Raw genomic sequence first — 21148 nt, forward strand, 5'->3', positions numbered from 1 at the left:
CGATCATGGTGTCGACCGCCGTGGAGATCGCGGCTTCCGTGCGGGCCGGGCAGCTCGACCCGGTCCAGGTGACCAAGGAGGCCCTCGACCGGATCGCGGCGGCGGACGGCGTGGTCGGCGCCTTCCGCCGGGTGCGCTCGGCCGAGGCGCTCGAGGAAGCCGCGTCGGTGGCCACTCGGCCCGATCTGGCGTCGCTGCCGCTGGCCGGGGTGCCCGTCGCGGTCAAGGACGTCACGGAGATCGCGGGCGAGTACGCGTCGCACGGCTCGCTGGCGGGGCCGTCGTCGCTCTTCGAGGCGGACGGCGTGATCGCGGCCCGGCTGCGGGCGGCGGGCGCGGTGCTCGTCGGGCTGACGCGGGTGCCGGAGCTGTGCGTCTGGCCGATGAGCGACACCCCGGACGGCATCGCGCGCAACCCGTGGGACCCGACGTACGCGTCGGGCGGCTCGTCGGGCGGCAGCGCGGCGGCGGTGGCGGCGGGGCTGGTCCCGCTGGCCCACGGCACGGACGGGATGGGCTCGGTCCGCCTCCCGGCGGCGATGTGCGGGCTGGTCGGCTTGAAGCCGGGCGCGGGCGAGCTGTCGGAGGGCGGCTGGTTCGGCATGTCGGTGCACGGCCCGCTGGCCACGACCGTCGAGGACGCGGCGCTGTTGTACTCGGTGCTGGCCGGGGATCCTTCGCTGGCTTCGGTGCCTTCGCCGGCTGCAGTGCGCATCGGGATGTCGACGACGGTGCCGCTGCTGCACACCCCGGTGCCCCGCGAGCTGGTGGCGGCGGTTTCGCAGGCGGCGGGGCTGCTGGCGTCGGCGGGGCACGCGGTGACGCCGTCGGCGCCCCGCTACCCGGCGACGATGGTCCTGGGCATGACGGCCCGCTGGCTGGCGGGCCCGGCCGTCCAGGCCGAGGACTTCGACTTCGGCCGGCTCCAGCGCCGGACCCGCATGCACGTCCGGACCGGCCGGCTGCTGTCCCGAGCGGGGTTGATCCGCACGCGCACGCGGGACCGGTGGGTCGCGCGGGCGGCGGAGTACTTCGAGTCGCACGACGTCCTGATGACGCCGACGCTGTCGCACTGGCCGGTGAAGGCGGGCCGCTGGCACGAGAAGCGGTGGCTGACGAACGTGCTGCCGTCGACGCGGCTGGCGGGGTTCACGGGGCAGTGGAACTTCGCGGGCTACCCGGCGATCACGGTCCCGGTGGGGCGCTCGGTGCGGTCGGGGCTGCCGACGTCGGTCCAGCTGGTGGGGCGGCCGGGTGCGGAGTCGCTGCTGCTGGGCTTGGCGGCCCAGCTGGAGGCCGCGAACCCCTGGCCTCGCACCGCCCGCTCCTGAAGCGCCCCAATGTGGCCTTCGGTGCGTCAGACGCACCCAAGGCGGCCTTCGGTGCGTCTGACGCAACCAAGGCCACATTGGGGCGCTTGACCCAGCCTGTGGACAACTCGCACCGGAGCGCCGGAACTGTCGGTGCCCGCCGGTAGCGTGGAAAACGGGGGCTGCTCAGCCCGGACACGCTGAAGGCCGCCCCGAGAAGTTCGAGGCGGCCTTCAGCGGGTGAACCTCAGGAACCCGGCTTGCTCGCCGTCGGGGACAGCGGCTTGGCGCCGTTGCCGTTCCCGTTCGCCGGCTTGGTCGCCGGGCCGTTCGAGTTGGCCGGTTTCGGCGCCGGCTTGGGTGCCTGCGCGGCCGGCTTCGAGGCCGCCGGCTTGGGAGCCGAGACCGGGATCGACGGCTGGACCACCGGCACCACCGGGGCCGACGGCGTCGTCACGGAGTCCGAGTCGCCGCCCACCAGCTTCGACGCCTGCGGGATCACCGCCTCCTCCGGCAGCGTCGCCAGCTGCGTCTCGCTGCGGTTGAGGATGTCCTCCGCCATCGCCAGGCTCTTGCGCGCCTGCTCGCGGATCTCCGCCAGGCGCTCGACCTTGCGGTTCGCCACCGTCGTGCGCTGGGCCGCCTGGGTCGTCGCCTCGTCGAGGCGGCGGCGGGCCTCCGCCGTGGCCTCGTCGAGCCGCCGCTTGGCCTCCGCCGTCGCCTCCGCGAGCCGGCGCTCGGCCTGGTTCTTGCTCGCCGTGCGCTGGTCGGCGACGTGCTTCTCCAGCGCCGCCTTCTGGGCCGCCAGCGACGCCTCGAACTCGCGCTCGAGCTTCCGCCGCTTCCGCTCGGCCTCGTTGTCCAGCAGCTCGCGCCGCTGGGCCGCCTCGACGGTCAGCCGCTGCACCTCGGCGCGCGTCTCGGCGAGCGCGTTCTCGTGCTCCGAGTGCAGCAGGTCGGCCTGCTTGTCCAGCTCCGCGACCAGCTTCGAGTACCGCTCACGCAGCTTCGTCGACGCCTCGGTCGAGCCCGCCCACGTCTTCTCCGCGGCGGCCTCGGCGCGCTTGATGATCTCGTCCGCGCGGGCCTGCGCGAGCGTGACCGTCCGCTGCATCCGCTCGTCGAGGTCCTCGAGCCGCTCCGGCGGCTTCTTCAGCTCCTCGATGCGCGCTTCGAGCGCCGCCACCTGCGACCGGACCGTCTCGGCCTCGCGGGTCGCGGCGGCGGCCTGCGCCACGGCGGCGTCGCGGTCGCTGAGCACGCGGCGCAGCTGTGCTTCGACGTGGTCCAGGTACTGCCGGACCTCGTTGCGGTCGAAGCCGTGCCAAGCCTGTGTGTACTCGCGGCGAAGGGGGAGGAGGCCGTTGAGGGCGGTTGCGGCGGGGTCGCGCTCAGGAACCATGGGCCCGACCGTACCCGGGGACCGTCCGCTTCCGCCGTCCGGCTTAACGAATCACCAACACGTGTCGCCGTGTCGCCGGAACGGCCGCACCCGAAAAACGCTGAGTCACCAGTGGAACCCGCGGGAAAGCCGCGCCAGCGCCATCGCCGCGCGCGAGAGGTGTTTCTCGCCACGGCCGATCTTCAGCTCGCCCGAACCGCCCGCCGCGGTCGAATCCGGGAAGATCCGGAAACCCTGGTACGCGACGGCGTCGGTGAGGCCCGGCGTGAGCGTGTAGGCCAGCCCGATCGCCTGCCCGGCCGGGGTGCCGATGTGCTTGGGCCGCTCGACGAGCGCCTTCATCACCATGTCCGCGGCCTGCTCCGGCGACTTCGTCGGGAACGCGTCGTAGATCTTCGTCGGGCGGATCATCGGCGTCCGCACCAGCGGCATGTGGATCGTGGTGAACGTGATCCCGTCGCCGTGCGTCTCGGTCGCCGCGATCCGCGAGAAGTAGTCCAGCGCCGCCTTCGACGCCGCGTACGCCGAGAAGCGCGGCGCGATGCCCTGGACGCCGATCGACGACACGTTCACGATGTGCCCGAACTTCCGCTCCGACATGTGCGGCAGCACCGCGAGGATCAGGCGCACGGCGCCGAAGTAGTTGATCGCCATCGCGCGCTCGTAGTCGTGCATCCGGTCGTACGACAGCTTGATCGACCGGCGGATCGACCGGCCGGCGTTGTTGACCAGCATGTCGATCCGGCCGTGCTCGGCCAGCATCGCGTCGACGGCCTTGTGCACCGAGTCCTCGTCGGTGAGGTCGGCCGGGTAGACCGACGCGGTGCCGCCGGCGGCGACGATCTCGTCGCGGACCTCTTCCAGCTCGTGCTGGCGGCGCGCGACGAGCAGCGGGACCCCGCCCGCGGCGGCGACCTTGAGCGCGGTCGCCCGGCCGATGCCCGAGGACGCGCCGGTGATGATCACGCGGCGGCCGTCCAGCTCGCCGCGCGGGCCGTGCTTGCGCGCGCGGAACGGGTCGAGGTGCTCGCGCCAGTAGCGCCACAGCGTCGGCGCGTACTCCTCCAGCCGCGGCACCTCGACGGTGCCGGCGAGGGCCTTGCGCGTCTCGGCCGAGGAGAACACCGACGGGAACGCCATGGTCTCCAGCAGCACCGGCGGGATGCCGAACCGCTCCATGACGGCGTCGCGGGCGATGGTGACGCCGGGGATGTGCTCGGTCAGCTTGACCAGCCCGACGATCCGCTTCGAGAGGCCTTCGCCGAGCTGCGCGGTGATCGTCGGCGCACCCGCGGCTTTCGCGAAGGCGTTGTAGACCGAGACGACCGGCTGCGGCTCGGGGTTGACCAGGTGGAACGCGTGGCCGTCGAGCCCCGGCTTGACGACCAGCTCCAGCAGCGCCTTGGCGACGTAGTCGACCGGCACGATGTTGGTGTCGCCGAGGTCCGGCCCGACGAGCGGCAGCACGTCCGGCAGCCCGGCGAGCCGGTTGATCGCGGGGAAGAGGTAGTACGGGCCGTCGATCTTGTCCATTTCGCCGGTCTCGGAGTGCCCGACGACGACGGCGGGCCGGTACACGCGCCACGCCACCTTGTCCTGCTCACGGACGATCTTCTCGGCCTCGAACTTGGTCCGGTGGTACGGCGTGACGAGCCGCTGCCCGGCGTCGAACATCTCCTCCGTGAAAACGCCTTCGTGGTCGCCCGCGACGGCCACCGAGGAAACGTGGTGCAGGCAGCCGGCGCGCAGGTCGGCGGCGAGGTCGACGACGGCGCGCGTCCCGTCCACATTGGCCTTGACGCTGGCTTCGTCGTCGGCGGTCAGGTCGTAGAGCGCGGCCAGGTGGACGACGTGGTCGACGGTGCCACGCAGCTCTTCGCGGTCCGCTTCGGACACGCCGAGCAGCGGCTCGCCGAGGTCGCCGGTGACGAGCGTGACGCGGTCGGAGTGCGGCCACTGGTCGACCAGCGCGGCCAGCTTGGCCTTGCTCGACGCGCGGACCAGCAGCGCGACGCGGTCGTCGTCGGGGCGGGAGAGCAGCAGCCGGGTGAACTGGCGCCCGATCAGTCCGGTCGCCCCGGTCACCAAGAACGTCGCCATCGTCTTCACACCTCTCACCGCCGTCGCCTGACCCTGGGCATTCTGCTGCATGGCGACGTCACTGACCACCGTGCCGAAACGTGATGTTACCCACGAGTAACTTATTCGGGGTCCGCGACGACGACGCGGTTCTCCTCGTAGCCGTCCGACCCGCCGACCCAGCGGCCCCCGCACGTCACGAGCACGACGCGGTGCGGGCCGGATTGGCCGAACAGGTCGTCGGCGCGCGCGGGCAGGTCGTCCTTGTGCACGGTGACCAGCTGGGAGATCCGGTAGCGCCAGGTCTTGCCCGCACTGTCCACAATGGTCACTTCGCCGCCGATGCGCGCGGACCACAGCTCGGCGAACGGCCCGGTGGCACCCCGCCAGTTGACGTGCCCGGCGAAGACGCTCGCCCCGCCGGCGGCGTCGAGTTCGGCACCCCACCAGGTCGCTTGGCGCAGGTCGGTGGGCACGGGGAGTTCGCCGCCGGGGCCGAGGTCCTTGCGGACGAGGGAGGCCGTGCCGCCGGCGGGGAGCCGGACGGTGCCGGGTTGCTGCGGGGGTCGTGAAGTGGAGGTTTGCGCGGCCGGGGCCGCGGGAGCGGCACTGGTGGTCGCCGGCGCCGGGGGTGGCGGCGGTGCGGGAGTTGCGGGGCGCGCCGCGGGGGCGGCGGCCCCGGCGGCGGGCAGCGCGGTACCGGCCACGACGACCGCGGGCGCCGAGGTGACGACGGAGCTGCCGAATTGGACGGCGAGGACGGTGGCCGCGCCGAGCGCGAAGCCGAGGAGCAACCGCCCGCGCTTCGGCTTTCGGGGTGCCCATTCGCCGATTGGCTCGGCTTCGCCCCAGCCGGCCCAGGTGTCGTCAGCGGACCAGCCGGGAGCCGCCGCGGGCTGTCCGGCGGCTGTCCGGCTGCCAGTGTGGCCGCTCGCTGCCCGGCCGGGGTCCGCCGCGGCCGGGCCGGTGGTGCCCGCGACGGCCCGGCCGCTGATGTGGTCGCCGCCGGCCCAGGTCGCTGCGGCCTGGCCGCCGGCCGTGGCTGCGAGCGGTTCAGCTCGGCCGTCGCCGGTCGGCCGGGCCGGGCTCGGCTCGAACCATCCGCCCGCCCTGCCCGAGGCCGCGCTCGGCCGGTACAGCGTCCCGTCGTCGTCCGCCGACCAGCCCTCTCCCTTGGTGCGTGCCATCTCGCTTACCTGCGCGAGGCCCGCCGCGCGGCGAAGGCGGCCAGTCCGGCGCCCACCAGCACCAGCAGGCCGAGCCCGGTCAAGCCCAGCGCCGAGTAGCTCGTCTCGACCGCGCCCCGCGCCTGCGCGACCGGGGCGTCACCCGCCGGGATCGCGCGCGGCACCTCGTTCGGCTTGTTCACCACCGTCAGCACCAGCGTCTCGCCCGGCTTGACCGTGCCGCAGGCCGACGGCGGGTTCTTCGGGTCGTACGCGTTCGTGTAACCCGGCGGCGGGCTCGCTTCGACGACGCAGATCTCCTGCGGCGCGCGCAGACCGTCGACCGTCACGCCACCCGTCGCCCCGTCCGTCGTGACCACCACCGGCTTGCCGTCGGCGCCGGTGAGCGGCTTGCCGTCCTGGCCGAGCGCCGCCGTCGCCTTGTCCTTGCCCGTGATCCGCAGGACCGCGCCGCCGACGCCCTTGCCCGTGTTCGCGTCCGTCTTGGCCACCTGGACCTTGCCCGGCTTCGCGACGCTGACCACGCCCTGCGCCGTCAGCTCCTTCTCGCCGCCGGTCGAGACGACGCGCTGCTTCTCCGTGTCGACCGGCACCCGCACGTACGGCCGGTCGGCCGGCGCGGCCAGCGACGCCACCAGCTTCGGCTGCTCGCCGGTCGGGGTCAGCTTCACCTTCACAGTCCCGTCCGCGCCCGTGTCGAGCGTGACGTCCTTCGCGGCGGCCTGCGGGCTCGCGTTCCCCGCGGCCGGTTCCCCGCCCAGGGTCGCGGCGGACGCCACCAGCTTCACCGGGACGCCGGGAACGCCCTTGCCCTTGGCGTTCTTCACCGTGACCGTCCACTCGGCGGGCTCACCGGGGTACTGCGGGTCCTTCGGCGTGGTCACCGACGCCGTCCACGGGCCGCGGTTGGCCGACGCCTCGGCCGTCAGCGCTTCGACGGCCGCCTGGGCGCCGGCCGGCAGCTTCCCCAGGTGGTACGGCGCGTCGTAGCCGAGCTTCGCGGCGGGCAGTGACGGGTCGAGGTCGGCGGGGGTGCGCGGCGCCGACGTCCACGAGTGCAGCAGGTGCGCCAGGGCGGCGGCCTCGTCCGGCTTCTTCGTGTCGCCGTAGCGCAGCAGCAGGTACGAGATGTTCGCCGCCTGGTCGGCCGGGAGCTTCGTGCCCCACTTCGTCAGCAGCTCGTCGCCGGGCTTGTAGACCTCGCCGGTGTCCGGCGCCTTCAGCTGGAAGCTCACGCAGAACACCTGCTGCCCGCCGACGACGTAGGACCCCAGCCAGTTCCGCGGGCCGGTGCCGTCCTGGCCGGGCTGGACCGCGTACCCGATGCCCTCCTGCTTCGCGGCTTGGGCCGCCGGCGCCCCGACCGTCACGGAGAGCGTGCCCAGCAGGGCCGCGGCGACCAGGCCGGTGAGTGCGCGGACGCCCGCGCGGGGACGTGTCGACCACCTCATGGTGTGCAGGCTCCTTCGTCGGACGCGGTGGCGGTGCCGCCGCGTCTCCGCAGGTCACGTGATTGATCAAGTCCCCGACGCGCGCACGGTGAGCAACCGGGCACGCCAGGTGAGGGTCACTCGTCAGGGGTTGGGGTGTCTACCGCTCTTCGGGTGGCTGTCGCCGAACGGTCGTGATCTCCGTCGCATACGGTGTCCATCGAGGCCAGGGGCCCGCCGTCGAGTAAAGTCGTCTTTACTCGACGGGAACCGCTCGCTCCCGGCGGTCGTTGAACCCGATGCAGCGTCGATCCACGAAGCAGCAGATCCAGGAGGATCAGGTGCGTTCCAGTAGCAACCCGGCGTTCCGCAACCTGCCGCACGGCGGAACGCAGACTTACGGCCAGTACGGGCCCCCGGTGGGCTTCAACCAGCCCCAGGGCGGCGTGCCCGGGTACGGCCCGGGGCAGACCCGTTCCGGTGAGGGCGACCGCCCGATGACGGTCGACGACGTCGTCGTCAAGACCGGCATGAGCCTCGGCGTCGCGCTGCTCGCCGGCATCGTCACCGGCATCTGGGCCCAGAACCAGCTCGCCGAGACCGGCAGGCTGTCCGGCGCCCTGATCGGCGCCATGCTCGGCGGCCTCGTCGTCGGGCTCGTCATCTCGCTGGTGATCATCTTCCGGCAGAAGCCGAGCGGCCCGCTGACGCTGGTCTACTCCGCGGCCGAAGGGCTCTTCCTCGGCGCGCTCAGCGGCGTGTTCGAGGTCGTCTACCCGGGCATCGCGCTGCAGGCGATCATCGGCACCGCCGGTGTGTTCATCGGCATGCTGGTCGTCTACAAGACCGGCGCGGTCAAGGTGACGCCGAAGCTGACGAAGTGGATCGTCGGTGCCGTCGTCGGCGTCGCGGTCCTGATGCTGTTCAACCTGATCAGCTCGCTGATCTTCGGCTTCAACCCGCTGCGTGACGGCGGTCCGCTGGCCATCATCTTCAGCATCGTCTGCATCGGCATCGCGGCGTTCAGCTTCCTGCTCGACTTCGACCAGGCCGACCGGATGATCCGCGAGGGCATGCCGTCGAAGTGGGCCTGGTACACCGCGTTCGGCCTGATGACGACGCTGGTGTGGCTGTACCTGGAGATCCTGCGGCTGCTGTCGTACCTCCGCGAGTAATCTGGCTCACCGTTTCGCAGTGAAGGCGCTCCGTAATCGGCGGGGCGCCTTTTCTGTGGGTAATTCGTGCATTTGGGGACCCCGCTGCGGGCCGCGCTCACCCTGCGTGTTGGATGTGCCGGTCGGTTCTTCATTTCACATGTGTGAGGTGCACAGTGAGCGTTCCCCCTCCGGCCCCCGGGGGCCAGCAGCCGGTGGGTCAGCCTGATCCCTACGGGCCGCCTCCGGGCGGTCAGCCGCAGCAGTACGGCCAGCAGGGCCAGTTCGGCGCCGCGCCGGGCACCCCGCCGCAGGGCGGCCAGTACGGCCCGCCGCCGGGGCAGTACCCGCCGCCGCCCGGCCAGTTCCAGGGCGGCCAGTTCCCGCCCGCGCCGCCGGTGCCGAAGAAGTCGAAGACCGGCACGATCATCAAGTTCGGCGTCATCGCCGTCGTCGTGATCGTCGCCGGGATCGTGGCGTTCGTGTCGTTCAAGAGCTCGCCGGCCAGCTCCAACGTCGGTGACTGCCTGTCGATCACCGAGTTCACCCGGGGCGGCGACGACCCGGCGAAGGCCGACTGCGGCGACCCGAAGGCCAACGTCAAGATCGCCGCGAAGCTCGACAGCGCGAGCGACGACTGCCCCGGCGGCTCCGACGCCGGCTACGACACCTACTCGGTCAGCGGCCGCAGCTCCTACAAGCTGTGCCTGATGATCAACGCGAAGCAGGGCGACTGCCTGGCGAACTTCTCGTCGCAGACCAAGGGCTACCAGAAGGTCGCGTGCACCGACCCGACCAAGGACGCCGAGCTCGTGAAGGTCGTCGAAGGCCAGGCGAGCGAGAGCGTCTGCGAGGGCACCGAAGCCACCCGCGTCGCGATCTACCCGCAGCCGGCGACGACGATGTGCGTCAAGACGAACTAGCTGCCAGCTTCGAAGAAGGCCTTCTCGCGTGCTTCGCGAGGAGGTCTTCTTCGCGTTCAGGGGTACCCGGATTGCTCCGTTCGTCCCACAGTGTGCGACGGGCTGCGACGAAGCGATCACCGGACCTAACGTTGATCGTCCTGCTCCCCCACCCGAGCCTGGAGTACTGGTGGCGACGACCGAATCCCCTGCCGGTGAAAAGAAGTTCCTCGAATTCCCCACGTCCTGCGCCGCGCCCGTCCCGCAGCCGGAGGAACCGGTCCGCGTGGTCCCGCTGGCCGTCGCGGGCGTCCTCGCGGCCGGCCTGACCTGGTACGTCTGGGCGAGCCAAGGCGCCAAGTTCGGCGTCCTGCTGCTGCTCGGCCTGGGCCTCGGGCTCGCGCTGTTCCACTCGCGGTTCGGCTTCACGTCGGCGTGGCGCCAGCTGATCGCCGTCGGCAACGGCCAGGGCCTGCGTGCCCACACGCTCCTGCTCGGCACCGCCGCGACGCTGATCGCGCTCATCGCGGGCACCGGCGCCGGCCTGTTCGGCAGCAAGCCGGTGCCGACGGCCAGCCCGCTCGGCCTCGCCCTCTTCGTCGGCGCGACGCTCTTCGCGATCGGCATGCAGCTCGGCGGCGCGTGCGCGTCCGGCACGCTGTTCGCGGTCGGGTCCGGGCAGTCGACGATCGTCCTGACGCTCGGCGGGTTCATCACCGGGTCCGTGCTCTACACGTGGGCGTACCCGCTGCTCAACGGCTGGCCGGCCTTCCCCGGCGTGCTGCTGGCCGACCACGTCGGCTGGTTCGGCTCGTGGGCGATCACGATCGCCGTGCTGGCCGGGATCGTGCTGGTCACCCGCGTGGTGCAACGCCGCCGCACGCCGCCGCCGGTGGACGTCGTGCCGACCGCGCACGGCTTCGCGCGGGTCTTCCGCGGCTCGTGGCCGATCCTCGTCGGCGCGGTCGTGCTGGGCGTGCTGGCCGGCGCGGTGTTCCTGGTGTCCGGCGGGATCTGGGGCGTCACGAGCGCGTTCTCCTTGTGGGGCGCCAAGATCCTGCAGGTGTTCGGGCTGCACCCGGAGTCGTGGGAGTTCTGGCGGCAGAAGGCCAACGCGACGTCGCTGGCCGGCCCGATCTGGCGGGACAAGAACAGCCTCACCGACATCGGGATCATGATCGGCGCGGCGGTGGCCGCCGCGGCCGCGGGCGCGTGGAAGATCCACAGCTCGATCCCGTGGCGCACCGCGGTGGCCGCGATCCTCGGCGGCGTCCTGATGGGGGTCGGCGCGCGGATGGCGGGCGGCTGCAACATCGGCGCGTACCTCGGCGGGATCTCGACCGGCAGCCTGCACGGCTGGCTGTGGGGCGTGTTCGCGCTCGGCGGCACGTGGGTGGGGCTGAAGCTGCGGCCGCTGTTCGGGTTGGCGAACCCGGCGCCGACCGACAGCATCTGCTGAGGCGCGTTTTGTCGGAGGCCCCCGGTATCGTCGCGGACGAATCGACGAAACTGGGGGAATTCTCCTTATGGCTACGCAAAGAACCGGCTCGGCGCCGAACGGTGACGCGCTCGACGCCGGCGTCCTGAAAGTCGCGTCCGTGGTGGTGCTCGGCGCCATCATGGCGATCCTGGACACCACGGTCGTCAACGTCGCGCTGCAGAAGCTGACGATCGAGTTCTCGACGTCGTTCGACGTCATCCAGTGGGTCGCGACCGGCTACCTGCTGGCGCTCGCGACCGTCATCCCGGTCACCGGCTGGGCGTCCGACCGCTTCGGCACCAAGCGGCTGTACATGCTCGCGATCGTGCTGTTCCTGGCGGGCTCGATGCTCGCGGGCGCGGCGTGGAACATCGAAACGCTGATCGTCTTCCGCGTCCTGCAGGGCTTCGGCGGCGGCATGCTGATGCCGTGCGGCATGACGATCCTGACCCGCACGGCGGGCCCGCAGCGGCTCGGCCGGGTGATGGCGGTGCTGGGCGTGCCGATGCTGCTCGGCCCGATCGGCGGCCCGATCCTCGGCGGCTGGCTGGTCGACGCGGTGAGCTGGCGCTGGATCTTCTTCATCAACGTCCCGATCGGCGTCATCACGCTGCTGCTCGCGTGGCGGCTGCTGCCGAAGGACGAGCCCGAGACGGCGTCGCGGTTCGACTTCCTGGGCATGCTGATGGTGTCGCCGGGGCTGGCGGCGCTGATCTTCGGCGTCTCGAAGATCCCGTCGGCGGGCGGGGTCGGCGCGGTCGAGGTGTGGCTGCCTGCGCTGGCCGGGCTGGCGTTGCTGGTGGCGTTCGTGCTGCGCGCGCTGCGCGTGCCGAACCCCCTGGTGGACCTGCGGCTGTTCAAGAACCGGTCGTTCACGGTGGCGATGGTGACGATGTCGCTGTTCTTCGTCGCGTTCCTCGGCGGGATGATGCTGCTGCCGACGTACTTCCTGCTGGTGCGCGGCGAAACGACGTTGAACGCGGGGCTGCTGCTGGCCCCGCAGGGCATCGGCGCGATGATCACGATGCCGATCACGGGCCGGCTCGCGGACAAGGTCGGCGCGCGCAAGATCGTGCTGCCGGGCATGGTGCTGATCGTCGGCGCGATGGCGGTGCTGACCCAGGTCACGGCGACGACGCCGTACTGGGCGCTGCTGTCGGCGCTGTTCGTGATGGGCCTGGGCATGGGCTGCACGATGATGCCGATCACGACGTCGGCGCTGCAGACGCTGCAGCCGAAGGACATGGCCCGAGCCTCGACGGCGACGAACATCGTCCAGCAGACGGCGGGCGCGATCGGCTCGGCGGTGATGGCGACGATCTTGGCGGCCCTGCTGGCGGGCAAGTTCGGCGTCCCGACGGCCCAGGGCCAGCTGGCGGCGACGGCGGCGATCCTGAACCCGGCCACGCACTCGGCGGCGACGGGGCTGGCATCGGAGGCGTTCTCGACGACGTTCGTGTGGTCGCTGGTGCTGGTGGTGCTGTGCGTGATCCCGGCGCTGCTGCTGCCGAAGACCAAGCCGGCAGTAGCGACCCCGGCTTCGCAAGACGGCGACGAGGTGACCCCGCCGGTGATGGTCCACTAGCCGGCCGGTCGTGAGTGAGAAACAGTGTTCCAACCCTGTTTCTCACTCACGACCGGGTGGTCAGGAGAGGCGCTCGATGATCAGCGCCATGCCCTGGCCGCCGCCCACGCACATCGTCTCCAGGCCGAACTGCTTGTCGTGGTGCTGGAGCGAGTTGATCAGCGTCGACGTGATGCGCGCGCCCGTCATGCCGAACGGGTGGCCCACCGCGATCGCGCCGCCGTTGACGTTCAGGCGGTCCAGGTCGATGCCCAGGTCGCGGTACGACGGGATCACCTGCGCGGCGAACGCCTCGTTGATCTCGACCAGGTCGATGTCGCCGATCGACAGGCCCGCCCGGGACAGCGCCTGCTTCGACGCCTCCACCGGCCCGTAGCCCATGATCTCCGGCGACAGCCCCGTCACGCCCGTCGACACGATCCGGGCCAGCGGCGTCAGGCCCAGCTCGCGCGCCTTCGTGTCGGACATGATCACCAGCGCGGCCGCGCCGTCGTTGAGCGCGCAGCAGTTGCCCGCGGTCACGCGGCCGTCCGGGCGGAACACCGGCTTGAGGCCCGAGACGCCCTCGAGGGTCACGCCCGCGCGCGGGCCGTCGTCCTTCGAGACGACCGTGCCGTCCGGGAGCGTCACCGGGGTGATGTCCTTGGCCCAGAAGCCGTCCGCGATGGCCTTCTCGGCCAGGTTCTGCGAGCGGACGCCGAACTCGTCCATGTCCTCGCGCGTGACGCCCTTCAGCCGCGCCAGGTTCTCCGCGGTCTGGCCCATCGCGATGTAGACGTCGGGAACGTCGCCGGAAGTGCGCGGGTCGGTCCAGCTGTCGGTGCCCGACTCGGCGGTCGCGGCGGTGCGCTTCTCGGCGTCGGCGAACAGCGGGTTGTGCGTGTCCGGCCACGAGTCCGAGCTGCCCTTGGCGAACCGCGAGACGGTCTCGACGCCGGCCGAGATGAAGACGTCGCCCTCGCCGGCCTTGATCGCGTGGAACGCCATCCGGGTGGTCTGCAGGCTGGACGAGCAGTAGCGCGTGATGGTGCAGCCGGGCAGGTGGTCGTAGCCGAGCTCGACGGCGACCGCGCGGCCCATGTTGAACCCGGACTCGCCGCCCGGCAGGCCGCAGCCGAGCATCAGGTCGTCGATGTCGGCGGGGTCGAGCTCCGGCACCTTGGCCAGCGCGGCCTGGACCATCTGCACGGTCAGGTCGTCGGGCCGCATGCCGACCAGCGAGCCCTTCCCGGCACGGCCGATCGGCGAACGAGCGGTGGAGACGATGACGGCTTCAGGCATGACGTGACACATCCTCGTATCGCGAGCTAAGCGGTTGCTCACTAGTGTGCCGTGAACCACGCCGCGGGCAAAGCCGAACGCGACCAACGCAACAGCGGGCTGGCAGGATCACCCGGGTGGGGACCGAGACGCGGGTGCTGCGGACGAGGACGATCCTGCTCTGGGGCGCCGGGCTCCTGGTGGTCGCCGCGGGCGCCGCCACGCTGCTGCTCACCCTCCTCGGCGGTGGCCGTCCCGAAGACTCCGCGCGCCTCGACGCCCTCCGGACCGCCGCCAACATCGTCGTCGGCACCGGGGGTGCCGCCGCGCTGCTGCTCGCCGCGCGGAAGCAGCGGTCGGCCGAGCTCGACCTCGCGCAGAAGGACCACGACGCCACCGAACGGCGGATCACCGAGATCTACGGCAAGGCCGCCGACCAGCTCGGCAGCGACAAGGCGCCGGTCCGCCTCGCCGGGCTGTACTCGCTCGAACGGCTCGCCGGCGGGTACCCCGAGCACCGGCAGACGATCGTCAACGTCCTCTGCGCCTACCTCCGGATGCCGGTCGAGGGCACCGACGAGGAGGAAGCGCAGGTCCGCAAGACCGTGCAGCGCATCCTCCTGCTGCACCTGCGCCCCGGGCCGCCCGAACAACCGAGCGAAAGCTTCTGGCCGGACGTCGACCTCGACTTCTCCGGGGCGCGGCTGGTCGGGCTGAACCTCACGCACTGCTCGATCCGTTCGATCACCTGCTACGAAACCACGTTCTCCGAACTGACCTCGTTCCGCGGCACCCGATTCCGCAGCAAAGCGGACTTCAACAAGGCGACCTTCGCGAATCGGGCCGATTTCCGCGGGGTCGAATTCGCCGACGGGTGCGAGACGTTCAACGGCGCCGTTTTCGCAGGTCCGGCCGATTTCGGGACGAAGTCCACCGCCCGGCTCGCCGGGGCCGAGGCCGAACCGGGGTTCCCCCGCACCTGGCCGGCCGGCTGGGAGGAACGCGACGGCACGGGCCGGTCACAATTGACGCGAAAGGACGATCCGGGGCAACCGGCACGCCGCTAGAATCGTCGCACCAATAGCAAGGTCGCCATTTCGGCACGGGAGGTGAACTGGCGATGATGACCGGACGGGCCGCCTACTGGGCGTCCCTGGCTCTTCGGATGGGGTGCCGCACCACGATCGACGCCGGGCGGGACCTCCGGGACGGGATGACGGCTCAGCGTGCAGCGGCCCTCGGGCCGAAACCGGCGTAGACGAGCGGCTTGGTGGCCGCCGACGGTCCTCGCCGCACGGTCCGACCTCGCTGACGCGGACCCGGCGCGCCCGACGCGCACCCGGAGACCGCCGGCGCACGAGTGGACAACGCCACCGGTGCGCCGTTTAGGCTGGCGCTCGTGGAGTACGCAGAGCACATCGCAGACCTCGTGGGCAACACCCCGCTGGTCAAGCTGAACTCGTTGACCAAGGGGCTCAAGCCGCTCGTGCTGGCCAAGGTCGAGTACCTGAACCCGGGTGGCTCGGTCAAGGACCGCATCGCGCTGCGCATGATCGAAGCGGCGGAGCGCTCCGGCGAGCTGCGCCCCGGCGGCACGATCGTGGAACCGACGTCCGGCAACACCGGCGTCGGCCTGGCCATGGTCGCGCAGCGCAAGGGTTACCAGTGCGTGTTCGTCTGCCCGGACAAGGTCAGCGAGGACAAGCGCAACGTGCTCAAGGCGTACGGCGCCCGCGTCGTGGTGTGCCCGACGGCGGTCGCGCCCGAGCACCCGGACTCCTACTACAACGTCTCCGACCGCCTGGTCCGCGAGATCGACGGCGCCTGGAAGCCCAACCAGTACGCCAACCCGCAGAACCCGGAGAGCCACTACCTCTCCACCGGCCCGGAGCTGTGGACGCAGACCGAAGGCAAGATCACGCACTTCGTCGCGGGTGTCGGCACCGGCGGCACGATCTCCGGCACCGGCAAGTACCTCAAGGAGGTCAGCGACGGCCGGGTGCAGGTGGTCGGCGCCGACCCGGAGGGCTCGGTCTACTCCGGCGGCAGCGGGCGGCCGTACCTGGTCGAAGGCGTCGGCGAGGACTTCTGGCCGGACACCTACGACCGGAACATCGCCGACGAGATCATCCCGGTCTCCGACGCCGACTCGTTCCAGGTCACCCGCCGGCTCGCCCTGGAAGAGGGCCTGCTGGTCGGCGGCTCCTGCGGGATGGCCGTCGCCGCCGCGCTGAAGCTCGCCGAGCGGCTGACGGAGGACGACGTCGTCGTCGTGCTGCTGCCCGACGGCGGCCGCGGCTACATGACGAAGGTGTTCAACGACACCTGGATGTCCTCCTACGGCTTCCTGCCGCCCGACTCGTCCGGCGCGACGGTCGCCGACGTGCTCACCAAGAAGAGCGGGCACCTGCCCGCCCTGGTGCACTCGCACCCGAACGAGACCGTCGCCGAGGCCATCGCGATCCTCTCGGAGTTCGACGTCAGCCAGATGCCCGTGGTCAGCGCGGAGCCGCCGGTGATGGCCGCCGAGGTCGTCGGCGCGGTCAACGAGCGCGACCTGCTCGACGCGCTGTTCACCGGCAAGGCCCAGCTGGCCGACCGGCTCGAGCGGCACATGTCGCCGCCGCTGCCGACGATCGGCGGCAGCGAGCAGGTCGGGGCCGCGATGACGGCGCTCGAGGGCGCTGACGGGGCGCTCGTGCTCATCGACGGCAAGCCCGCCGGCGTCGTCACCCGGCACGACCTCCTGGGCTTCCTGGCCGGGCGCTGAACAGCAGCTGAAAAGGGTATTGATCGGTGAACCCGGCAGGGGCGTTACGAGCGCCCCGCCGGGTGATCCGATAGCGTGAGCGCGAGTACAAAACTTTCGCGTCCTCGTCAAGGGGGTTCAAGACCCACATGAGTGCACCGCAGCCACCGAACCAGCCGTGGGGTGGCGGCCAGCCACCTCAAGGCCCGCCGAGTGGCCCCCAGCCGCAGCAGGACCCGTTCGGCAGCCCGGAACCCACCCAGGTCGTCCAGCCCGCCCAGCCCCAGAGCGGTTCCCCGTTCGGGGAGACGCCGGAGCCGACCCAGGTCGTCCAGCCTGCCCAGCCGGGTGACGGCGGGGCAGGCGCGACCCAGGCGATGCCGCCGGTCGACGCGAACGCGACCCAGATGGTGAACCCGGTCGGCGGCGGCGACGCCCCGGTCGCGGACTCCACGCAGCTGGTGCCCCCGGGCTCCCAGCCGCCGGCGATCCCGTACACCCCGCCGCCGAGCGCGGCCGACAACCCGGCCGCGGCGTTCGGCCAGCAGCCGGGCGGCTTCGGGCAGCCCGGTCAGCCGGGCGGGTTCGGGCAGCAGCCGGGCTTCGGCCAGCCGGGGCAGCCCGGTCAGCCAGGTCAGCCGCCGCAGGGCTTCGGCGGTCCCGGGTTCGGTGGCCCCCAGCAGCCCGGCTTCGGCGGTCAGCCGCCGCAGTTCGGCGGGCCGGCGGCCGGCGGCAACGGCCTCTTCGGCTACATCGCCGGTGGCGTCGTCGCCCTGCTGGGCCTGATCGCGCTCATCATCTCGTTCAGCTACATGGGTGACGCGAGCGACTACTCGAAGATCTTCGACCTCGCTCCGGACCAGGCGGCGATCGACAAGGTGCTCGACGCGGCCGGCATCGTCGGCCCGGGCACGGTCTGGTTCTACGTGATCATGATCCTGCTGGGGTCGCTGATCTCCCTCGCCGGCGGGGTCGGGCTGGCGCTCGTGGGCAAGCTCGGCGGGATCAAGAAGTTCGTCCCGATCGCGATCGTCGCGGGTGGCGCGCTGCTCACGCTCTTCGCGCTCCTGCTCAAGATCGGCATGACGCCGAACTCCGAAACGCTCGCGCAGGCGTCCGCGTCGGAGAAGGACACCTTCGGCCTCGGGCTGCCGCCGCTGATCATCGGCATCCTGATCCTCATCGTGGGCGTGCTCGGGCTCATCCCGGCGACGCAGCAGTTCGTCGGCCTCGGTGACGGCGGTGCCGCGCCGGGCGGGCCGCAGGGCTTCGGCGGACCCCAGGGCTTCGGCGGACCGCAGCAGCAGGGTGGGTTCGGCCAGCCGGGTCAGCCGGGCGGGTTCGGGCAGCAGCAGGGCGGCTACGGCCAGCCCGGTCAGCCGCCGCAGGGCTACGGCCAGCCCCCGGGCTACGGCCAGCCGGGCGGGCCCAACCCGTCCAGCGGCGGGTTCCCGCAGCCGTCGAGCGGGGGCTTCCCGCAGCCGGGCCAGCCGCCGCAGCAGGGCGGGTACGGCCAGCCGGGCCAGCCGCCGCACGGCTACCCGCAGCAGCCGGGTCAGCCGCCGCAGGGCTGGGGCCAGCCGCCGGGGCAGCAGGGCCCGCCGAGCGGCGGGTTCGGCCAGCCGGGCCAGCCCGGTCAGCCACCGCAGCAGTGGTGAACTAGTACACCTCATCGTGCCCCGGAGCCGTTTCGGCTCCGGGGCACGCTGCATTTATAGCCGAATTCGCAATTGTCCGAAGAGGACGAATATGCGGTGCGCCAACTGTCGGTGATCACGTGACAGCAATTCTGCTACTACCGCAGGAAAATGATCTTGGGTTCCGCCGTCCGGCCGAATTCCGTTCTCTTTCGGAGTCTTTTCCCCATTTCCCCGTTAGGGTGAACGCCGTAGTCTCGCGCTGAAGCCTGATGGGGGAGTTGTGACCGGTCCGCACGGATACCCGGTGGCACAATCACGTTCGCATTCGTCGACTAGGCCGTCCGGCGTAACGGCGGTTCTCGCCGGCTTGCTCGGATTGGCCGCCGCCGTCGCCGCCGGATACGTGCCGGTCAAGATCTACCTCGACATGCCCGCCGAATTCAGCCTCGGCGCCCTGCCGGTCTGGGTGCTGATCGACCTGGCCGGCTACCTCGGCGCCGGGCTGGTGCTCCTGCTGGGCGCGCTGGTGACGTTCTTCCGCGCGACGGCGGGCGCGGTCCTGCTCGGCGCCGGCGCCCTGCTTGCCATCGGGGCGCTGCTGACCGAGCCGTTCTCGGTGGGCGTCCCGCTGGCCCGCTTCGCCGACGCGATGTTCACCCACGGCGGCTTCGCGATGGTCGACCGGGTGGGCCTGGCCGCGCTGGCCGTGCTGGTGCTGGTCCTGGCGTTCTTGCCGCCGACGTTGCGCTACCTGCGCTATCGCACCCCGACGCTGGGGATGTGGACGGGCCAGGAGGCCTACTCGACCCGGAGCTGGTGACCCCGGCCGGTCACCTTCGGTGATCGGCCGTATCCTCGGCGCCGTGACCGGAACCGAAGGCCGGACGGCGCTCACCGCCGCCGTGCTCGCCCTGCTCGGTGGCGCGGTCTACCTGCTCGGGCTCGTCCTGGACGCCGTCTCGCTGCTCCGCTTCCCCGAGGACGCCGGGCGCGTGGCCATCCACGCCGCCGTGAACGCGGTGCTCGCGTCGGCGCTGCTACCCGGCGGGGTGCTGCTGCTGCGGCGCCAGGACGCCGGGCGGATCGGCTGCATCGCCGGGAGCACGGCCGCGTTGCTCGCGACGCTGACGTCGGCGGGCCTGGCGGCGGCCGGGGTCACCTTCGGTGGCCCCGGCGACCTGGCGATGGGCGGCCTGACCGCGCTGGCCTTGGTGGTGCCGCCCGCGCTGGCCACGCTGCTGCTCGCCGTGTCGGCCCCGGCCGCCCGGTGGTGCACCCCTGAGATCCATCCCACCTGACGGGAATGTCCGGCCCCCGCCGTACGCTCTATCCATGGTGGACGACTACTCCGTACTGGGATTCGAGACTCGTGCGATTCACGCCGGTCAGAAGCCCGACCCCCGCACCGGCGCCGTGATCGTGCCGATCTACCAGACCTCGACCTACGCGCAGGACGGCGTGGGCGGGACCCGCGAGGGCGACTACGAGTACTCGCGCACCGCGAACCCGACCCGGTCGGCGCTGGAAGAGGCGCTGGCCTCGCTGGAAGGCGGCCGGCACGCGCTGGCCTTCGCGTCCGGCATGGCCGCGTCCGACGTGGTGCTGCGCAGTACCCTGCGCCCCGGTGACCACCTCGTGCTCGGCAACGACGCGTACGGCGGCACGTTCCGGCTGATCGACAAGGTGCTCAGCCTGTGGGGCGTCGAGCACACCGTCGCCGACCTGGCGAACCTCGACGAGGTGCGCGCGGCGATCCGGCCCGAGACCAAGCTGATCTGGTGCGAGTCGCCGACCAACCCGATGCTCGGCATCGCCGACATCGCGGCGCTGGCCGGGGTCGCGCACGACGCCGGCGCCCGCCTGGTGGTCGACAACACCTTCGCGACGCCGTACCTGCAGAACCCGCTGTCGCTGGGCGCGGACATCGTCCTGCACTCGACGACGAAGTACCTCGGCGGCCACTCCGACGTGGTCGGCGGCGCGATCATCACGAACGAGGACGAGCTGCGCGAGCAGTTCTTCTACCTGCGCAACGCCGCGGGCGCGGTGCCGGGCCCGTTCGACGCGTGGCTGACGCTGCGCGGCATCAAGACGCTGGCCCTGCGCATGGAGCGGCACAGCGACAACGCCGAGCTGATCGTCCAGGCGCTGGTGAAGCACCCGAAGGTGGCGAAGGTCTACTACCCGGGCCTGCCGGAGCACCCGGGCCACGAGACGGCGGCCAAGCAGATGCGCCGCTTCGGCGGGATGGTGTCGTTCAGCCACACCGGCGGCGAGGCGGCGGCGCTGGAGGTGGCGTCCCGCACGAAGCTGTTCATCCTGGCCGAGTCCCTGGGCGGCATCGAGTCGCTGATCGAGCACCCGGGCAAGATGACCCACGCGAGCACGGCGGGCTCGACGCTCCAGGTCCCGGCGGACCTGCTGCGCCTGTCGGTCGGCATCGAGGACGGCCGCGACCTGGTGGCCGACCTGCTGGCCGCCCTAGGCTGATCAGCCGAGGTCGAGACCGCCGCCGTAGAGGCGCTCCACCCGGAGCGTGATCACGACGCGGCGGTCTTCGACCATGTTCCGCAGGAACACGGCTTCGTCCCCGGGATCGGTGAAGGGCGCCTGCATCGCGAGCAGCGCCCGCCCGGTCTCGTCTCCCGGCACCGCGCTCACGGGCGACACCTCGGCCACGCCTTCCGCGACGGCGAAGGCCAGGTGGTCGTCGCTGCCGACATACAGCGACGCGTGCGGGTCACGGGCCAGCTGGCGAACCTTCGCGCGGCCCGCCGTGGACCCGATCCGCACCACGCGCTCGTCCGGATCCCACGCGTACGCGACGGTAGACAGGTGCGGGAAACCGGCGCGGTTGACCGTGGCCAGTGCGCCGAAACTGTGGTCGCCGAGCAGCTTGCTCAGCGCGTCCTCGGTGGGCTTGGCGGGTCCCGGGCCGCGGCCCGGTTCGTAAACGGTGGTCACCCGATG

At 71.7% G+C, this 21148-nt stretch carries 17 protein-coding genes; 11 read left to right on the top strand and 6 right to left on the bottom strand.

What is annotated here, in order from left to right; genetic code table 11:
• The first annotated feature begins 5 nt into the window (after positions 1 to 5).
• Entirely contained in the window at positions 6 to 1331 is a 1326-nt protein-coding gene (locus ACERZO_RS06995; protein ID WP_372663445.1) for an amidase, read from the top strand.
• 226 nt (positions 1332 to 1557) lie between these two features.
• On the opposite strand, the gene ACERZO_RS07000 is transcribed toward ACERZO_RS06995, so the two are convergent.
• The 4 genes from ACERZO_RS07000 to ACERZO_RS07015 form a co-directional block, all read right to left on the bottom strand.
• Positions 1558 to 2712 (bottom strand): cell division protein DivIVA, encoded by a 1155-nt coding sequence (locus ACERZO_RS07000; RefSeq protein WP_372663447.1) that lies wholly within the window; start codon positions 2710 to 2712, stop codon positions 1558 to 1560.
• A gap of 105 nt (positions 2713 to 2817) precedes the next feature.
• The gene (locus ACERZO_RS07005) at positions 2818 to 4812 is read right to left on the bottom strand and encodes an SDR family oxidoreductase (protein ID WP_372663449.1); all 1995 of its coding nucleotides are present in this window, start codon (positions 4810 to 4812) and stop codon (positions 2818 to 2820) included.
• A gap of 101 nt (positions 4813 to 4913) precedes the next feature.
• Positions 4914 to 5624: a class F sortase gene (locus ACERZO_RS07010; RefSeq protein WP_372664585.1), complete on the bottom strand. Its 711-nt coding sequence runs from the start codon at positions 5622 to 5624 to the stop codon at positions 4914 to 4916.
• 359 nt (positions 5625 to 5983) lie between these two features.
• A complete protein-coding gene (locus tag ACERZO_RS07015) occupies positions 5984 to 7429 on the bottom strand; it encodes a hypothetical protein (protein WP_372663451.1) in 1446 nt (481 codons plus the stop codon).
• A gap of 320 nt (positions 7430 to 7749) precedes the next feature.
• Here ACERZO_RS07015 and ACERZO_RS07020 point away from each other — a divergent pair, with 320 nt between their 5' ends.
• The 4 genes from ACERZO_RS07020 to ACERZO_RS07035 all read left to right on the top strand — a co-directional run bounded on the left by ACERZO_RS07020 (position 7750) and on the right by ACERZO_RS07035 (position 12529).
• Complete coding sequence (locus ACERZO_RS07020; RefSeq protein ID WP_372663453.1) at positions 7750 to 8583, top strand: Bax inhibitor-1/YccA family protein; 834 nt, start codon at positions 7750 to 7752, stop codon at positions 8581 to 8583.
• Between the two features lie 155 nt (positions 8584 to 8738).
• Complete coding sequence (locus tag ACERZO_RS07025; RefSeq protein ID WP_372663456.1) at positions 8739 to 9485, top strand: LppU/SCO3897 family protein; 747 nt, start codon at positions 8739 to 8741, stop codon at positions 9483 to 9485.
• 169 nt (positions 9486 to 9654) lie between these two features.
• Positions 9655 to 10923, top strand: coding sequence for a YeeE/YedE family protein (locus ACERZO_RS07030; RefSeq protein ID WP_372663458.1), 1269 nt, complete (start codon positions 9655 to 9657; stop codon positions 10921 to 10923).
• 67 nt (positions 10924 to 10990) lie between these two features.
• On the top strand, positions 10991 to 12529 hold the full coding sequence (locus tag ACERZO_RS07035; protein ID WP_372663460.1) for a DHA2 family efflux MFS transporter permease subunit: 1539 nt from the start codon (positions 10991 to 10993) through the stop codon (positions 12527 to 12529).
• Positions 12530 to 12589: 60 nt separating this feature from the next.
• Here the strand turns inward: ACERZO_RS07035 and ACERZO_RS07040 are convergent, their stop codons facing one another.
• Positions 12590 to 13810 carry an acetyl-CoA C-acetyltransferase gene (locus ACERZO_RS07040; RefSeq protein ID WP_372663462.1) on the bottom strand — a complete coding sequence of 407 codons (1221 nt, stop codon included), beginning with the start codon at positions 13808 to 13810 and terminating at the stop codon, positions 12590 to 12592.
• A 116-nt stretch (positions 13811 to 13926) separates the two neighbouring features.
• Between ACERZO_RS07040 and ACERZO_RS07045 the strand changes: the two genes are divergently transcribed.
• The 6 genes from ACERZO_RS07045 (at position 13927) to ACERZO_RS07070 (ending at position 20668) form a co-directional block, all read left to right on the top strand.
• The gene (locus tag ACERZO_RS07045) at positions 13927 to 14856 is read left to right on the top strand and encodes a pentapeptide repeat-containing protein (protein ID WP_372663464.1); all 930 of its coding nucleotides are present in this window, start codon (positions 13927 to 13929) and stop codon (positions 14854 to 14856) included.
• Between the two features lie 332 nt (positions 14857 to 15188).
• Positions 15189 to 16559, top strand: coding sequence for a cystathionine beta-synthase (locus ACERZO_RS07050; protein ID WP_372663466.1), 1371 nt, complete (start codon positions 15189 to 15191; stop codon positions 16557 to 16559).
• A 128-nt stretch (positions 16560 to 16687) separates the two neighbouring features.
• The gene (locus tag ACERZO_RS07055; RefSeq protein WP_372663468.1) at positions 16688 to 18196 is read left to right on the top strand and encodes a hypothetical protein; all 1509 of its coding nucleotides are present in this window, start codon (positions 16688 to 16690) and stop codon (positions 18194 to 18196) included.
• Positions 18197 to 18545: 349 nt separating this feature from the next.
• Positions 18546 to 18998 (top strand): hypothetical protein, encoded by a 453-nt coding sequence (locus ACERZO_RS07060; RefSeq protein WP_372663470.1) that lies wholly within the window; start codon positions 18546 to 18548, stop codon positions 18996 to 18998.
• Positions 18999 to 19041: 43 nt separating this feature from the next.
• Positions 19042 to 19476, top strand: a complete 435-nt coding sequence (locus ACERZO_RS07065; RefSeq protein WP_372663472.1) for a hypothetical protein — start codon at positions 19042 to 19044, stop codon at positions 19474 to 19476.
• Between the two features lie 34 nt (positions 19477 to 19510).
• Positions 19511 to 20668: a cystathionine gamma-synthase gene (locus tag ACERZO_RS07070; RefSeq protein ID WP_372663475.1), complete on the top strand. Its 1158-nt coding sequence runs from the start codon at positions 19511 to 19513 to the stop codon at positions 20666 to 20668.
• On the opposite strand, the gene ACERZO_RS07075 is transcribed toward ACERZO_RS07070, so the two are convergent.
• On the bottom strand, positions 20669 to 21142 hold the full coding sequence (locus ACERZO_RS07075; RefSeq protein ID WP_372663477.1) for a pyridoxamine 5'-phosphate oxidase family protein: 474 nt from the start codon (positions 21140 to 21142) through the stop codon (positions 20669 to 20671).
• Positions 21143 to 21148: the final 6 nt, after the last annotated feature.

Source organism: Amycolatopsis kentuckyensis, from assembly GCF_041679295.1.
Taxonomy (GTDB): domain Bacteria; phylum Actinomycetota; class Actinomycetes; order Mycobacteriales; family Pseudonocardiaceae; genus Amycolatopsis; species Amycolatopsis kentuckyensis_A.

Bases quoted from the DNA above. Each gene is read 5' to 3' on its own strand.
- ACERZO_RS06995 (WP_372663445.1), top strand. From the start codon at position 6: ATGGTGTCGACCGCCGTGGAGATCGCGGCTTCCGTGCGGGCCGGGCAG.
- ACERZO_RS07000 (WP_372663447.1), bottom strand. From the start codon at position 2,712: ATGGTTCCTGAGCGCGACCCCGCCGCAACCGCCCTCAACGGCCTCCTC.
- ACERZO_RS07005 (WP_372663449.1), bottom strand. From the start codon at position 4,812: ATGGCGACGTTCTTGGTGACCGGGGCGACCGGACTGATCGGGCGCCAG.
- ACERZO_RS07015 (WP_372663451.1), bottom strand. From the start codon at position 7,429: ATGAGGTGGTCGACACGTCCCCGCGCGGGCGTCCGCGCACTCACCGGC.
- ACERZO_RS07035 (WP_372663460.1), top strand. From the start codon at position 10,991: ATGGCTACGCAAAGAACCGGCTCGGCGCCGAACGGTGACGCGCTCGAC.
- ACERZO_RS07040 (WP_372663462.1), bottom strand. From the start codon at position 13,810: ATGCCTGAAGCCGTCATCGTCTCCACCGCTCGTTCGCCGATCGGCCGT.
- ACERZO_RS07055 (WP_372663468.1), top strand. From the start codon at position 16,688: ATGAGTGCACCGCAGCCACCGAACCAGCCGTGGGGTGGCGGCCAGCCA.
- ACERZO_RS07070 (WP_372663475.1), top strand. From the start codon at position 19,511: ATGGTGGACGACTACTCCGTACTGGGATTCGAGACTCGTGCGATTCAC.